Origin of the sequence: Pseudomonas sp. (assembly GCF_049300855.1) — a bacterium.
Classification (GTDB): domain Bacteria; phylum Pseudomonadota; class Gammaproteobacteria; order Pseudomonadales; family Pseudomonadaceae; genus Aquipseudomonas.
This window is the reverse complement of record NZ_JBAQKH010000016.1, coordinates 381169-396844: the sequence shown is the minus strand read 5'-3', so window position 1 is coordinate 396844 and position 15676 is coordinate 381169. Positions and strand designations below refer to the sequence as shown.

The 15676-nt window shown below is 60.6% G+C and carries 12 protein-coding genes; 4 read left to right on the top strand and 8 right to left on the bottom strand.

Annotation, left to right across the window (positions count from 1 at the left end; genetic code table 11):
• Window positions 1-89 precede the first annotated feature (89 nt).
• The 3 genes from WA225_RS06895 to WA225_RS06885 are packed head-to-tail and all read left to right on the top strand — an operon-like array spanning window position 90 to window position 5361.
• Window positions 90-1193 carry an efflux RND transporter periplasmic adaptor subunit gene (locus WA225_RS06895; RefSeq protein ID WP_422607356.1) on the top strand — a complete coding sequence of 368 codons (1104 nt, stop codon included), beginning with the start codon at window positions 90-92 and terminating at the stop codon, window positions 1191-1193.
• Entirely contained in the window at window positions 1190-2254 is a 1065-nt protein-coding gene (locus WA225_RS06890) for an efflux RND transporter periplasmic adaptor subunit (protein WP_422607355.1), read from the top strand. Before WA225_RS06895 ends, WA225_RS06890 begins: the two co-directional genes overlap by 4 nt.
• Window positions 2251-5361 carry an efflux RND transporter permease subunit gene (locus WA225_RS06885; RefSeq protein ID WP_422607354.1) on the top strand — a complete coding sequence of 1037 codons (3111 nt, stop codon included), beginning with the start codon at window positions 2251-2253 and terminating at the stop codon, window positions 5359-5361. Before WA225_RS06890 ends, WA225_RS06885 begins: the two co-directional genes overlap by 4 nt.
• 149 nt (window positions 5362-5510) lie before the next feature.
• Here the strand turns inward: WA225_RS06885 and WA225_RS06880 are convergent, their stop codons facing one another.
• Entirely contained in the window at window positions 5511-6137 is a 627-nt protein-coding gene (locus WA225_RS06880; RefSeq protein WP_422607353.1) for a class I SAM-dependent methyltransferase, read from the bottom strand.
• Between the two features lie 240 nt (window positions 6138-6377).
• Here WA225_RS06880 and WA225_RS06875 point away from each other — a divergent pair, with 240 nt between their 5' ends.
• Window positions 6378-7835: a hypothetical protein gene (locus WA225_RS06875; RefSeq protein ID WP_422607352.1), complete on the top strand. Its 1458-nt coding sequence runs from the start codon at window positions 6378-6380 to the stop codon at window positions 7833-7835.
• 128 nt (window positions 7836-7963) lie between these two features.
• On the opposite strand, the gene WA225_RS06870 is transcribed toward WA225_RS06875, so the two are convergent.
• The 7 genes from WA225_RS06870 to WA225_RS06840 form a co-directional block, all read right to left on the bottom strand.
• Window positions 7964-8608, bottom strand: a complete 645-nt coding sequence (locus tag WA225_RS06870; RefSeq protein ID WP_034151854.1) for a methionine ABC transporter permease — start codon at window positions 8606-8608, stop codon at window positions 7964-7966.
• The gene (locus WA225_RS06865; RefSeq protein WP_422607351.1) at window positions 8598-9719 is read right to left on the bottom strand and encodes a methionine ABC transporter ATP-binding protein; all 1122 of its coding nucleotides are present in this window, start codon (window positions 9717-9719) and stop codon (window positions 8598-8600) included. Before WA225_RS06865 ends, WA225_RS06870 begins: the two co-directional genes overlap by 11 nt.
• Window positions 9720-9721: 2 nt before the next feature.
• A complete protein-coding gene (locus tag WA225_RS06860; RefSeq protein WP_422607350.1) occupies window positions 9722-10531 on the bottom strand; it encodes a MetQ/NlpA family ABC transporter substrate-binding protein in 810 nt (269 codons plus the stop codon).
• 126 nt (window positions 10532-10657) lie between these two features.
• Window positions 10658-12016, bottom strand: a complete 1359-nt coding sequence (locus WA225_RS06855; RefSeq protein WP_422607349.1) for an LLM class flavin-dependent oxidoreductase — start codon at window positions 12014-12016, stop codon at window positions 10658-10660.
• The gene (locus WA225_RS06850) at window positions 12016-13209 is read right to left on the bottom strand and encodes an SfnB family sulfur acquisition oxidoreductase (RefSeq protein ID WP_422607348.1); all 1194 of its coding nucleotides are present in this window, start codon (window positions 13207-13209) and stop codon (window positions 12016-12018) included. Before WA225_RS06850 ends, WA225_RS06855 begins: the two co-directional genes overlap by 1 nt.
• A gap of 38 nt (window positions 13210-13247) precedes the next feature.
• On the bottom strand, window positions 13248-14489 hold the full coding sequence (locus WA225_RS06845) for an SfnB family sulfur acquisition oxidoreductase (RefSeq protein ID WP_422607347.1): 1242 nt from the start codon (window positions 14487-14489) through the stop codon (window positions 13248-13250).
• A 391-nt stretch (window positions 14490-14880) separates the two neighbouring features.
• The gene (locus tag WA225_RS06840; protein ID WP_422607346.1) at window positions 14881-15645 is read right to left on the bottom strand and encodes a hypothetical protein; all 765 of its coding nucleotides are present in this window, start codon (window positions 15643-15645) and stop codon (window positions 14881-14883) included.
• Between the last annotated feature and the right edge of the window lie 31 nt (window positions 15646-15676).

Below are 15676 nucleotides of genomic sequence, written 5' to 3'. Positions count from 1 at the left end.
TCATAAGACCAACGTGCAAGCCGGGAACCCTGTTCTAAGCTCTGAAGTCGTATCGTCCCGATAGTCTCGAAAAATGCCAAGGAGTCTGCATGGCGGGTCCCGGATTGAAAGTGGTGGTGGCCCTCAGTGCCATGGCCTTGCTGACCGCTTGCGGCGACAAGAAACCCGCGCAGGAATACTTGCCAAGGGTCTTTGTACAGGAAGTCAAACCCGCGGATTACGCGGCTTCGGTGACATTGACCGGTGACGTGCAGGCGCGCGTGCAGACCGAATTGTCGTTCCGCGTCGGCGGCAAGATCATCCAGCGTATGGTCGACGTCGGTGACCGCGTCACCGCCAAGCAAGTGCTGGCCAAACTCGACCCCAAGGATTTGCAGACCAACGTCGACTCGGCCCAGGCCCAGGTCGTCGCCGAACAAGCCCGGGTGAAACAAAGTGCGGCGGCCTTCGTGCGTCAGCAAAAACTGTTGCCCAAGGGCTACACCAGCCAGAGCGAATACGATTCCGCCCAAGCCGCGTTGCGCAGCAGCCAGAGCGCCTTGAGCGCGGCGCAAGCGCAACTGGCCAATGCCAAGGATCAACTCAGTTACACCTCACTGATCGCTGACGCGCCGGGCGTTATCACTGAGCGTCAGGCCGAAGTCGGTCAAGTGGTGCAGGCCACCGCGCCGATTTTTAGTCTGGCCCGCGATGGCGACCGCGATGCGGTGTTCAACGTTTATGAATCGTTGCTCGCCGAGCGCCCCACGGATAACAAGATCACCGTCAGCCTGCTCGACAACCCCGAAATCAAAACCACCGGCACCGTGCGCGAAGTCACCCCGGCGGTGTCGGCGCAGTCCGGCACCGTGCAAGTCAAAGTCACCCTCGACAAACTGCCGCCGGGCATGCAGCTCGGTTCGGTGGTCAGTGCCACGGCCAAAGGCTCGGGCAAATCAGCGGTTGAGCTGCCGTGGTCGGCGCTGACCAAGAACATCAGCGATCCGGCAGTGTGGATGGTCGACGACAAGGGCGAGGCGCAACTGCACACCGTCACGGTCGGTCGTTACCTGACCGGCAAAGTCATCATCAGCGAAGGCCTCAAGGGTGGCGAGAAAGTCATCGTCGCTGGCGGGCAATTGTTGCACCCGGGGATGAAAGTCGAGATTGCCGAAAACACCTACAAGGATCTGCAACCGGGAGCACAGCCATGAAGTCTTTGTGGCTGTTACCCGTTGCCGTGTTGTTGGCCGCCTGCTCGAAGAAAGAGCCGCCACCGGAGCCGGTGCGCCCGGTGCTGTCAGTCAAGGTCGAAGCGTTGAACGAGGAAAACCTCGGGCGCTTTGCCGGCAGCATTCAGGCGCGTTACGAGAGCAACACCGGTTTCCGCGTCGGTGGCCGTATTGCCAGCCGTAACGTCGATGTCGGCGCCGAGGTAGAGAAGGGCACGCTGCTCGCCACCCTCGACCCGTCCGATCAGCAAAACCAGTTGCGCTCGGCCCAGGGCGATCTGGCCAAGGTCCAGGCGCAACTGATCAACGCGCAAGCCAACGCGCGCCGCCAGCAGGCTTTGTTTGATCGCGGCGTCGGTGCACAGGCACAACTGGACATCGCCACCACCGATCTGAAAACCACCCAGGCCTCGCTGGATCAGGCGCGTGCGGCGGTCAACCAGAGCAAGGATCAACTCGGCTACACCGAGCTGCGCTCCGACCACCGCGCCGTGGTCACCGCGTGGAACGCCGAGGCCGGACAGGTCGTTACGGCCGGCCAGCAAGTAGTGACGCTGGCGCAACCGGACATCAAGGAAGCGGTGATCGATCTGCCCGATACCCTGGTCGATCAAATCCCCAGCGACGTGGTGTTCTCGGTGGCCGCGCAACTCGATCCGAGCATCAACACCACAGCGGTCATCCGCGAAATCGAGCCGCAGGCGCAAAGCGCTACGCGCACACGACGGGCGCGCCTGACCCTGGCCGACACGCCGGACGGCTTTCGCCTCGGCACGGCAATCAGCGTGACCTTGAGTTCGGCGATCAAACCGCGCATCGAATTGCCTGCCACGGCGTTGCAGGAGGTCGATGGCAAACCGCGAATCTGGGTAATCGATACGCAAAACAAAACCGTCAGCCCCCGCGATGTCACGGTCATCAGCCGTACCGACAACAGCGTCGTACTGGCGGGTGGCGTGAAGAACGGCGAGCGTGTGGTCAGCGCCGGCGTCAACAGTCTCAAACCCGGACAATCGGTAAAACTTGACGAGGACAGTCAATGAAAGGCTCTTTCAACCTCTCCGAATGGGCCCTCAAACATCAGTCTTTCGTCTGGTATCTGATGTTCGTTGCGTTGCTGATGGGCGTGTTTTCGTACTTTAATCTGGGCCGAGAGGAAGACCCGTCCTTCACCATCAAAACCATGGTGATCCAGACCAAATGGCCGGGCGCGACCCAGGAAGAAACCCTTAAGCAGGTCACCGACCGCATCGAGAAAAAACTCGAAGAACTCGATTCGCTCGATTACGTGAAAAGTTATACGCGCCCCGGTGAATCGACGGTGTACGTGTACCTGCGCGACACCACCAGTGCCAAGGACATCCCGGAAATCTGGTATCAGGTGCGCAAGAAGATCGACGACATTCGCGGGCAGTTTCCCCAAGGGATTCAGGGGCCGGGATTCAACGACGAGTTCGGTGATGTATTCGGTTCGGTGTATGCGTTTACTGCTGATGGCCTGACCATGCGCCAGTTACGCGATTACGTCGAGCAGGCGCGCGCCGAGATCCGTAACGTGCCGGGGCTGGGCAAGATCGAAATGGTCGGCCAGCAGGACGAAGTGATTTACCTGAACTTCTCCACGCGCAAACTCGCCGCGCTGGGCATCGACCAGCGCCAAGTGGTGGAAAGCCTGCAATCACAGAACGCCGTGACCCCGGCGGGTGTGATCGAGGCCGGACCGGAGCGAATTTCCGTGCGCACCTCGGGGCAGTTCGCCTCGGAGAAGGATCTGGCCGAGGTCAATCTCAAGCTCAATGACCGCTTCTATCGTCTGGCCGATATTGCCGAGATCAGTCGTGGTTATGTCGATCCGGCCACCCCGGAATTCCGCTTCGATGGCAAACCGGCCATTGGCCTGGCAATTGCCATGCAGAAGGGCGGCAACGTCCAGGAGTTCGGTAAGGCCTTGCACGCGCGCATCGACCAACTGACGGCGGACTTGCCGGTCGGCGTTGGCGTGCACACGGTGTCCGATCAGGCGGTGGTGGTGGAAGAGGCCGTCGGCGGCTTTACCAGCGCGCTGTTCGAAGCAGTGATCATCGTGCTGGTGGTGAGCTTCATCAGCCTTGGCGTGCGCGCCGGTCTGGTGGTGGCCTGCTCGATTCCGTTGGTGCTGGCGATGGTCTTTGTGTTCATGGAATACAGCGGCATCACCATGCAGCGGATTTCCCTCGGCGCACTGATCATCGCCCTTGGCCTGTTGGTCGACGACGCGATGATCACCGTGGAGATGATGGTCACGCGCCTGGAAATGGGCGAAACCCGCGAGCAGGCGGCGACGTTCGCCTACACCTCGACGGCGTTCCCGATGCTCACCGGTACGCTGGTGACGGTGGCCGGTTTCGTGCCGATTGGCCTCAATGCCAGCTCCGCCGGTGAGTACACCTTCACCCTGTTCGCGGTAATCGCCGTGGCAATGCTGGTGTCGTGGGTGGTGGCGGTGTTCTTCGCCCCGGTGATCGGTGTGCACATCCTCAGTGCCAACGTGAAACCCCATGAAGCCGAGCCGGGGCGCATCGGTCGCGCGTTCAATGGCGGGCTGCTGTGGGCGATGCGCAACCGTTGGTGGGCGATTGGCATTACCGTGCTGCTGTTCGTGCTGGCGGTGTTTTGCATGCGCTTCGTGCAGAACCAGTTCTTCCCGTCCTCGGATCGCCCGGAAATTCTGGTCGACCTGAACCTGCCGCAAAACGCCTCGATCGATGAAACCCGCAAAGCCGTCGACAAGCTCGAAGCGACGCTCAAGGGCGACCCGGACATCGTGCGCTGGAGTACCTACATCGGTCAGGGCGCGATCCGTTTCTACCTGCCGCTCGACCAGCAATTGCAGAACCCGTACTACGCGCAACTGGTGATCGTCAGTAAAGACTTCGAGTCCCGCGAGGCGCTGAGTGAAAGGCTGCGTGAGCGCTTGCGCAAAGAGTTCGTCGGTATCGGCAGCTACGTGCAGGCACTGGAAATGGGCCCGCCGGTGGGACGTCCGATCCAGTACCGGGTCAGCGGCAAGGACATCGATCAAGTGCGCAAACACGCCATCGACCTCGCTACCGAACTGGACAAGAACTCGCACATCGGCGAGATCATTTACGACTGGAACGAGCCGGGCAAAGTCCTGCGCATCGATATCGCGCAAGACAAGGCGCGCCAACTCGGGCTGTCCTCCGAAGACGTGGCGAAGCTGATGAACAGCATCGTCAGTGGCTCGCCGTTGACCCAGGTCGATGACGATATCTACCTGATCAACGTGGTCGGCCGCGCGGTGGATTCCGAACGTGGCACGCCGGAGACTCTGCAGAACCTGCAGATCGTCACGCCGAGCGGCACGTCGATTCCGCTATTGGCGTTCGCCACTGTGCGTTATGAACTGGAGCAGCCGCTGGTGTGGCGTCGCGATCGTTTGCCGACCATTACCATCAAGGCGTCGGTGCGCGACGAGATCCAGCCGACCGATCTGGTGAAAATCCTCAAGCCGTCGATTGATGCCTTCGCCGAAAAACTGCCGGTCGGCTACAAAGTCGCCACCGGCGGTACGGTCGAGGAGAGCGGCAAGGCCCAAGGGCCGATTGCCAAGGTTCTGCCATTGATGCTGTTTTTGATGGCGACCTTCCTGATGATCCAGTTGCACAGCGTGCAGAAGATGTTCCTCGTCGCCAGTGTCGCGCCGCTGGGGCTGATCGGCGTGGTCCTGGCGCTGGTGCCGACCGGTACGCCAATGGGTTTCGTGGCGATTCTGGGGATTCTCGCGCTGATCGGCATCATCATCCGTAACTCGGTGATTCTGGTGACGCAGATCGACGAGTTCGAGAAGAAGGGCTATGCGCCGTGGGATGCAGTGGTGGAGGCAACCGAACACCGGCGCCGGCCGATCCTGCTGACCGCTGCCGCGGCGAGCATGGGCATGATCCCGATCGCCCGGGAAGTGTTCTGGGGGCCAATGGCCTACGCGATGATTGGCGGGATTGTCGTGGCGACGTTGTTGACGCTGTTGTTCCTGCCGGCGCTGTATGTGGCCTGGTACAAGATTCGCGAACCGAAAAAGGATCAAGTCAACAACGGCCCTCACCCTAACCCTCTCCCGGGGGGAGAGGGGACTGACCGAGGCGTCTGATGCTGTCCATCGACCTGAACGATCGGGTCGATTATGGATTCAGCGACGTTAGATCCGGTCGGCGTACTTCTTGAATATCCCCCAATCGGCTCCCTCTACCTCCGGGAGAGGGCTGGGCGGGCGGCGTTCCGATGAGGGTTTTTTCTGACTCAACGCTTGCGCCAGACGCTGGCCAACCAAGGCTGCTGCTCTCGCGGCAGCCCCGCCGGCCGGAAGTAATGCTCCAGCTCGACAAACCCCGCCGCCGTCAACAACCCTTGCCACGCTGCCAGATCGTGATACGAGCCATAACGTGGCCCGTTCCAGCCCTCACGATTATCCCCACGCGGATTGGAACTGAACAACACGCCACCCGGTTTCAACGTGCCATACAACTGCCCGAGCACCCGTGGCAATTCCTGCAACGGCACATGAAACAACACCGCATTGGCAAAGATCCCGTCGAAGCGTTCTGCCGGCAGATCAAGCTTCAGAAAGTCCTGCTGCAACACCTCACAGCCACTGTCCTCACGCGCCATGCGCGCAAATTCCTGCGAGCCATCGAGCCCGACCGCAACGTGGCCCAGGCGCGTGAACGTCTGCAAATCCCGGCCCGGACCGCAGCCGAAATCCAGAATCGTGAAGGGCGCTGGACCGTGAATATGCCGCAGCAACGCATCGATGTTCTGGCTGACATCGTGATCGCGAGTGCCTTCACGAAAATCTTCGGCCACTGAGTTGTAGTGGCCGAGGGTGGTGGCGGTGATCTGTTCGAGATCGGTGGGGGTCTGCTTCATGGTCGGGCTGCATGGGCGAGGGAAGATGGCCTGACTATAAGCGCTTTCGCCCTTGAACGAGGAAAGCTTTCAGCCGTGCCTGTCGCATTGAGGCAGCACAAAAACAACGCCTGCATGCCATATACATGTACCGCACCCGCTGATGGGTATTCGATTGAAATGACGCCTGCGCGATAGACGACTGTCGCGCTGTCTGCCCTGATTTTTTCCAGGGGCACTCACCCATCAAAGGAATTGTTCATGGTCACTGTTCGCAAACCCGGCACCCCCACTGTGCCCGGGCGCACGGTTGCACAAGCCCAACCGCCGCGGTTACGCCCCGCTGCAACCTCCGCTGACGACGGGCCGCCGGCCAAGGTTCCACACCTTACGGTTGCAGGCGAGTCAGCGGTCATCGCTACGGCAGCCGTGCACTTCAATCACCTCGTCAGCGACAACCATCGAGCCGATCAGCTCAAGTCGTCCAACTCCGATGTGCTGTCGATGGAGCGTTACCTGCTCAACGGGTTGCCCGCGTCGGCAGCGGTGGACAGCGACGGTTACCGGACCTACAAAGGGCGTTATTTCGTCAATCTTGAGCAGGGTGGCGTAGTGCTGGTGCGCAAGATTTCCGGGACGGCGACCTGCCGGGCCCACCTGGCGACAGAATTGGCCCCGGGTCCGCTACTGATACTCGACCGCGCAACCTTGACCTGGAAACCCGCACCCCTGGTGCCCCTTGCCGATATCCGCAACGGACTCACTATGAATCCGCCCGACGCCGCGATCACTTCACGTGAGCGTCCACTGGCCGCTATAGACGATCCGGCAGACGCTGACCGACAGAATGCCGAGAACCATGCGCCCACCGCTGTCCATGAGGGGCTGAACGACCGATTCGAAACCGCGATGGCCGCCGGCGACGTTGTGATTGCGCGCGGCTTGAAGCAGTTTCCGGCCACTGAAGCCGCCCTCGTGCGCTCGGAAATACAGGCCGTAGAGCGCATCTATGCGGATGCGCAAGCAGCCCTCCGGGCGAACTACACCGATATCGATACGCTGCTGGCGAGCTACTTTGGCAGCGCGCATGCGACGGTCAAACCCCGATTTATCGAGGCGTTGACGCGAGGCCAGGCCCTGGCCGCCGAATATCAAGGCGCATGGGGCGAAAGCAAGATCATTGGCGTGCAATCCAATAGCAAGTCGCGCCAGGGCTGGGTCAACCTTGATGATTTCCACGGGCGGGTTTTCATCAACTTGACTCACCTGGAGAAAGACAGACTCAGCATTCTTTTGGGTCATGAATTTTTGCACACGGCGCGGATCAGCCGCTTCAAAAGTATCGGGCCAAGCCTGCGGGATTTCTTTTATCTGAATGACAAGGCGCAACGTTCGCTGAAACGTTCTTTACCCGTGTACGACTCGTCGTGGCGCGGGGTATCCGAGGTGATCATGCAAGGTCGGCTCACGCTGGATTACCTGCAAGCCTTTGGCATGACTTACACCAACTTCATTGCCGGTGTGCGCGAGCACTCCGGCGTTGCAGGGATTCACGACATCGAAACGGCGCTGTTCCTGTTCAATGCAAGCCCGGCAGTGAGGGCGCAAATGGCTGCGAGAAACGCGGACAGCATCATTTGTGCGGCGGATGACTTGCAGCGTCTGCATCGGGCACGAGTCGCCGCTGCCGAGTTGCTGGCGAACCTGGTTCACAGTTGAGCCCTGGGACTATTCGACATTGCCTGCGGCAACTCCATGCTCGCACTTCCGATCTCCTCCGAAGAACCTGGAGGAGACAGGGAAAAACGGGCCGGGGCTGCCACTGACTGCGATATTTTGATCTCGCTTCAGCGCTTGTTGAGGCCCCGCGCCAACCGATCCCCACCCAATTGAATCACCGCCACCAACGCCACCAGCAACACAATCACTGTCAGCATGATCTGGCTGTCAAAGCGCTGATAGCCGTAGCGATAGGCGATGTCGCCCAAACCACCGGCGCCAATCGCTCCGGCCATGGCCGATGAGTTGATCATCGTCACCAGCGTAATGGTGAAACCGCCGACAATTCCCGGCAGCGCCTCTGGCAGCAACACATGCCAGACAATGTGCCAACGCCGGCAACCCATCGCTTGCGCAGCCTCGATCAGACCATGATCCACCTCACGCAAACTCACCTCGGCAATCCGCGCAAAGAACGGCGTCGCCGCAATCGTCAGCGGAACGACAGCGGCCCAGACACCGTAGGTGGTGCCGACAATCAAGCGGGTGAACGGAATCAGCGCGACCATCAGAATCAGAAACGGGATCGAGCGGAACAGGTTCACGAAGGCGCCCAAGGCTCGGTTCAACACCGGCGCTTCGTAGATTCCGCCCTTGTCGCTGGTGACGAGGATTACCGCCATGGGAATCCCCACCAGCAGGGCGATCAGCGACGACACGCCGACCATCAGGAAGGTGTCGATAAAGCCTTGCAGCAAGCGATCAAACCACATAACCCAATACCTCTACTCGTTGCGCCCATTGCGCGGCGCGCTCACGCAATTGCTCGGCGCTGAACGCTGAGCCGCTGACGGCGAGCAGCAGTTGCCCCAGCGCATGCCCCTGAATCCGTTCTACACCGCCCTGAAGCAGCTTCACCCGGCCACCGAGCGCGCTAAAAAGTGCCGCCAGATCCGGTTCGTCGCTGGCACTGCCAGTGAACTGCAAACGCAGCACCACCGCGGCGTCGGAAGAGGGCGCTTGCACGTGCAAGCGGCTCTGCAATTCTTCCGGCAACGCGTGTTGCAGCGGCGCGAGCAAGGTCTGGCTGACCTCGTGCTGCGGGTCGCCGAACACTTCCCAGACCGGGCCTTGCTCGACCACTTGCCCGTGTTCGAGCACCACCACGCGGTCGCAGATTTCGCGGATCACGGCCATCTCATGGGTAATCAATACGATGGTCAGGCCCAGGCGTTGGTTGATCTCACGCAGCAAGCCAAGAATCGATTGCGTGGTTTCCGGATCGAGCGCCGAAGTCGCTTCGTCGCAGAGCAGAATGTCGGGGTCATGCACCAATGCGCGGGCGATGCCGACGCGTTGTTTCTGCCCGCCGGAAAGCTGCGCCGGATAAGCCTTGTGCTTGCTTTGCAGACCGACCAGTTCGAGCAGTTCGCGGACTTTTTTGTCGCGCTGCTCTTTCGGCACACCCGCCACCTTCAGCGGCAACTCGACGTTCTGCCACACGGTCTTGGCCGACATCAGATTGAAGTGCTGGAAGATCATGCCGATACGTCGGCGCAGCGCTACCAGACGGTCCTCATTGAACTCGCCAATGTCGACCTGATCGATCAACACCCGCCCCGAGGTCGGCTGTTCCAGACGATTGATCGTGCGAATCAGCGACGACTTGCCGGCGCCGCTGCGGCCGATGATGCCGAACACTTCACCGCGCGAAATCGCCAGATCAATACCCTGCAACGCGGCGACCGGGCCTTGCCGGCCGTTGTAGGTTTTGCCCAGACCGATGAAGCGTACGTGGGCGCGATTCAACTCAGGGTGCAGCTCGGTTTTTTCAGCATTGTGGGGCTCTGGAATCGCCAGTCGCCGTTGGATCGCGGCCGTCATGCTCAGCTTTCCCAACCGGCTTGATACAGCCTGCCGTGGGCCTTATCCAGCGCGGCGCGAACCACCGGCGAGTGCTGGTAGATGTCGACGAATTTGATCAGGCGCGGATCGGTTTTGCTCTTCGGCTGAATGACGAACTGGATCACGTATTCCTTGTGGTCGAGGCCGTCGAACAGCAACGCCGAGCCGGCATCGAAAGTCTTCGCCAGACGAATGTAGGCCGGATAGCCCTGAACCAGATCGGCATCGTCATAAGCGCGTACCAGTTGCACGGCTTCGACTTGGAGGATTTTTATTTTCTTCGGGTTGGCGACGATATCGTCTTCGGTAGCCTTGTAGCCGACGCCCGGTTTCAGGGTGATCAAACCGGCCTTGGCCAGCAGTTGCAGACCGCGCCCGCTGTTGATCGGGTCATTGGCGATGGCGACGCTGGCGCCTTCTGGCAGCTCATCGAAGCTTTTGTATTTTTTCGAGTAGAGGCCGACGTTGTTGATGATCCCCGGCGCGAACGGCACCAGATCAAAACCGGACGCGGCTTTGGCGTTCTCGAGGAACGGGATGTGCTGGAAGTAATTCACATCAATGTCGCCGGCGGCGAGGCTGACGTTCGGCGCGATCCAGTCGGTGAACTCCACCAGCTCGACTTTCAGACCTTGTTTGGAGGCCTCTTCAACGGCGGCTTCCAGCGGGATGGCGAAGGCGGCGGTGGTGCCGATTTTCAGCGGTGCGTCGGCGGCGAAAACGGCCGAGCTGAACAGGCCGAGGGCCAGGGCCAGTGCTTTGACTGGGTGGGACAGGGTTTTCTGGGTCATGGTGGGTTTTCCAGTCAGTGCATAAGGTTTGTGGTGTCTGTTGCGGCCTCATCGCTGGCAAGCCAGCTCCCACAGGTTTTGTGAACGCCACAGAACCTTGTGGGAGCTGGCTTGCCAGCGATGCTCTTAGCGTCGGTACGAAGAGCCGGTGTGTTGCTCCGGTAGGTGCGCCTCACCGTGAAACAGCTTCTCGCGCAGGCTGCCGCTGTCATACGCGGTCTTGTACGACCCGCGCCGCTGCAACTCCGGAATCACCAGCTCGATAAAATCGACATAGCTCTCCGGGGTAACAATCCGGGTCAAATTGAAACCATCGAGGCCGGTCTCGGCGATCCACGATTCCAGCTCGTCCGCCACTTGCTCCGGCGAGCCGACCACGGTGATATAGCGGCCACCGAGGGCGTGTTGCTCGAGCAGTTTGCGGCGGGTCCAGTCGTTGTTCTGCAGGTTCTTGGTCGCCGACTGGATCGCGTTGCTCTTCACGTACTGGATCGGTTCGTCGATCTCGTACTGGGAAAAATCGATGCCGGTCGAGGCGGAAAAATGCGCGACGCCAGCTTCGGCGCTGGCGTAGCTGAGGTACTCGGCGTGCTTGGCCCATGCCGCTTCTTCAGTCGCGCCGACGATGACGTTGAGGCCCATGAATACTTTGATGTCCTCAGGATTGCGCCCCGCTTCAACCGCGCTGGCGCGCACCTTGTCGACCTGAACCCTGGTCGACGGTTTGTTCTGGCCGCTGATGAACACGCATTCGGCGTGACGCCCGGCGAACAGCAAACCGCGATCGGAGCTGCCGGCCTGAAACAGTACCGGCGTGCGCTGCGGTGACGGCTCGCAGAGGTGATAACCCTCGACCTGATAGAACTCGCCCTTGTGCTCGACCTTGTGCACTTTCTCCGGCTGCGCGTAGATCCGTCGCTCGCGGTCATTGAGCACCGCGCCGTTTTCCCAACTGCCTTCCCAGAGTTTGTAGAGCACCTCCAGGTATTCGTCGGCCTGGTCATAGCGACGGTCGTGTTCGACTTGCTCGTTGAGGCCCATGGCTTTCGCGGCGCTGTCCAGGTAACCGGTGACGATGTTCCAGCCGACGCGACCACGGCTCAGATGATCGAGCGTGGACATGCGTCGGGCGAACAGATACGGCGGCTCGTAAGTCAGGTTGGCGGTGAGGCCGAAGCCGAGGTTTTTGGTCACGGCGGCCATCGCCGAGACCAGCAGCAACGGATCGTTGACCGGTAGCTGGATCGACTCTTTCAGCGGCACATCAATCGAATTTTGGTAGACGTCGTACACGCCGACGATGTCGGCAATGAACAATCCATCGAATAGCCCGCGCTCAAGCAACTGCGCCAGTTCCGTCCAGTATTCGATTGTGTTGTAGCGCGTGGATGTGTCGCGCGGATGCGTCCACAGGCCATGGTTGATGTGGCCGATGCAGTTCATGTTGAACGCGTTGAGCAGGATTTTCTTTTTCGCCGCGCTCATCAGATCGTCCCTCGCAAAGGAGGGTTTTCATCGTTGAGGTAGTAATTGCCCACTGCGTGATACTTCCAGCGCACCGGATCGTGCAGCGTATGCACGCGGGCGTTGCGCCAGTGGCGGTCGAGGCCGTGTTCGATCAACGTCGCCTGGCTGCCCGCCAGTTCGAACAGCGTGCTGCCGGCGGCGAGGGAAATTTCGGTGCTGATCGCGCGGGCCTCGGCGACGGCAATCGAAGCCGCAGCGACGGTGTCTGCGTTGCTTTCGGCTTGCGCTGCGTCGAGGAATTCGCCAGCGCGCTCAAGCAAGGCTTCGGTGGCGTGCAGACGAATGCTCAAGTGGCCGAAGCTCTTCAGTGTCAGTGGATCTTCGGTGGCTTTGTCGTTGCCCGAATCGATCCACGGCCGGGTCTTGCTGCGCACAAAGTGCAGCGCGTCTTCGTAAGCGGCGCGGGCGATGCCGGTGTCGATGGCGGCGTGAAGGATCTGTGCCAACGGGCCGACAGTGGTCGGGCGTTCGAAGGCGCTTTGGAACGGAATCACGTCTTCGGCGGCGACATACACGTCTTCGAAAACCACCGAACCGCTGCCAGTGGTACGTTGGCCGAAGCCGCTCCAGTCGTCGATCACGCTCAGACCTTGGCTGTCACGCGGGACGAAGGCCAGTTGCTGCACGCCGTTTTCATCGACCACGGAAGTCGGAATACGCTGGGCGTAAATCGCCCCGGTCGAATAGAACTTGCGACCGTTGATGCGATAGCCATCACCGTCGCGCTTGAGGCTGGTGACGCGGTCATGGGCGGTTTTCGTGCCCAGTTCCGCCAGCGCATTGCCGAAACGTTGGCCGGCCAGCACTTCGGTGTACAACCGTTGTTTCTGCTGGTGGCTGCCATTCACCCGCAATACTTCCAGTGCGTAGAAATGGTTCTGCGGAATCTGCCCCAGCGAACCGTCCGCCTGCGCGATCAGGGCGATGACTTTGGCCAGGGTCACGTTGGACACGCCAGCGCCGCCGTATTCCTTGGGCACGCTGATGCCCCACAGGCCCGAGCGGGAAAATACGTCGAGTTCCGGCAGTGGCAGGCGACGTTCGCGGTCGCGCAGGGCGCTGTCGCGTTTGAAGTCTTCGGCCAGGTCGCTGGCGACGATCAGGGCTTGCTCATCGCTGGTGATGACCGCGACGTGATGGGAAAAAGTCATAGGTTTCTCCATTGCACTTGAGAAAGTGTGCGGTCGTCTCAGATCCAGGAATGGCGAGCCGGTAGAGTGCCGTTGAGGCGATAGGCGCCAACCGCGTGATATTTCCAGCGCACCGGGTCGTGCAACGTGTGCACCCGAGCGTTGCGCCAGTGGCGGTCGAGGTTGAATTCAGCGAGGGTCGCGCGGCTGCCCGCCAGTTCGAAAAGCTTCTCGCTGGCGAGCAAGGAGATCTCGGTGGTCAGCACTTTCGCTTCGGCCACGGCGATCGACGCACGCGCAGCGGATTCGGCGGTGAGCGGCGCAGCGTGGACTTGATCAAGCACTTGCCCGGCCTTGCGCAGCAGCGCTTCGGCGGCGTGCAGTTCGATTTTCAGTTTGCCGATATCGGCGATCACGTAGAGGTCATCGCTGGCGCGATCAACCTTGGCGTCGATCCATGGCCGTGCGCGGGTTTTGACGAAATCGATGGCGTCGTCGATGGCGCCACGGGCGATGCCGGCGTCGATCGCTGCCTGAATCAGCTGCGACACCGCGCCTTGAGTGTTCGGGGTTTCGTTGATCTTCCAGTTGTCGACGACCAGACTCGATTCGACGCGCACGTTGTTCAACAGAATCGTGCCGCTGGCGGTGGTGCGCTGACCGAAACCCGACCAGTCATCAACGATGCGCAATCCCGGTGTGCCGCGACGGACGAAGGCCAGTACTTGCTTGCCGTCATCGTTGAGCGCTTTCACCGCGACCCAGTGCGCAAACAGCGCGCCGGTGGAGTAGAACTTCTGGCCGTTGATCACGTAATCGTCGCCCTCGGCGGTGATCCGCGCTTTCAGCTCCAGGGTATTTTTGGTGCCGCGTTCCGGGCCGGCGTTGCCGATGCGCCAGCCTTCCAGAACACTCTGGAGCAGCTGCTTTTTCTGCTCCTCGGTGGCGCTGCCGAGCACCAGATTGATGATGCCGAACTGGTTCTGCGGGATTTGTCCGAGCGCCGGGTCGGCGGCGGAAATGATCGCGAAAACCTCGGCCAATGTGACGAACGAAACCTGCGGGCCACCGTATTCGCGCGGGATGGCGATGCTGCCTAAACCGCTGCGGGTGAACTGTTCGATTTCCGACCACGGCAACTTGCGCTGACGATCGCGTTTGGCGGCCTGCACGCGGGCGACTTGCGCCAGCTCATGGGCGGCCTTGATGGCTTGGGCGTCGTTGCGCAAGACTTGCGCGGGCAACAACAGTGGGGCGATGTCCAGATCCGACTGGACGTTTGCGTCTGCCAGACTGGACATCAGTGCCGCTCCTTGGCTGCACGCAATGCCCTGGCGATCTGCACTGGGGTGATTGTGTTCCGGACCATACTACCTACCTCACATCTCATGAAAAACGCCGCAAAAGTGCGGCGAACGAAAGAATGTCCGGTGGTCCGGTTCATATACCCTAAGCGTGTATAAATATTAAATAAACTAACTTTTAGGAATATGCATAGAAGGGGGTGTGGTCGGTTTGGTTAACAAATTTTTATGGCTGGAGTGATCCTGTGGGGAGGGAGCTTGCTCCCGCCGGGGTGCGAAGCGCCCCCGAAACCTGCACCCCGAGATTTATCAGTTCTATGGTCGTGTCAGGTTTTGCGACTGCTGCGCAGCCGAGCGGGAGCAAGCTCCCTCGCCACAGGGAACTGAATCATTGATTGCGGGATTCGGCGGCTTTGAGTTCAGGTTTCAGCGGGACTTTCAGATAAGGGTTTACGCAGCCGATCTTCAGCGTGCGCGGTGGCGCCCAGCGTGAGTTGTTACCGACCCGGTCGATGATGCAATAAGTGACGTCGAGGCGCAGATCTTCTCCGGCTTCAACGATGATCGCCGGTGGCACCCAGACCTGAATCGGCAGCCCGACATCCGCGGCCGTGATCGGCGCCAGATCCATGCGCACATCACCCCAGCGCAAGGTGATGGCGTCGTCTTCGGCCATGCTCGCATACGGCTCGATGGTCAACGGCACGCCGCGTTTGATCTGATTCGGATTCACCCCCTGGCGGCGAATGCTGTCGGGGAGCGTCACCGGTGCCAGTTGTTGATTTTCGTCCCCGCACAGGGCGGCAGGCTGGCCGCCGGGGCAGTCGAGTTTGACCTCGACGCGAGTCGCCGCCGAGGTCGCCGCACCTTGGCCGACTTGCATCAGCCGATAGTGAATGCGTGCAGTGCCGCTGGCGATGAAACTCTCCGGAACCCGCAGGCTGACCGTGGCGCCGACATCTTCGGCGGCCAGCACCCGCGAGGCGACATAGCATTTGTTCCAGAACAGTTCGATCAGGTCTCCGCAATCCATGTCCGGGTAGGGCGGTACGTTGACCAGCAGGTGTGCGGCGGCTGCCAGATTGATGCCGGTTTGTTGCCCTGGCGCCAGCGTCGGGGCGGCCAGATCGGCGTTGTGCGAAGTGCGGGTCATCGGTTTCTCTCCTTGAAGTCTTGCAGCGAAG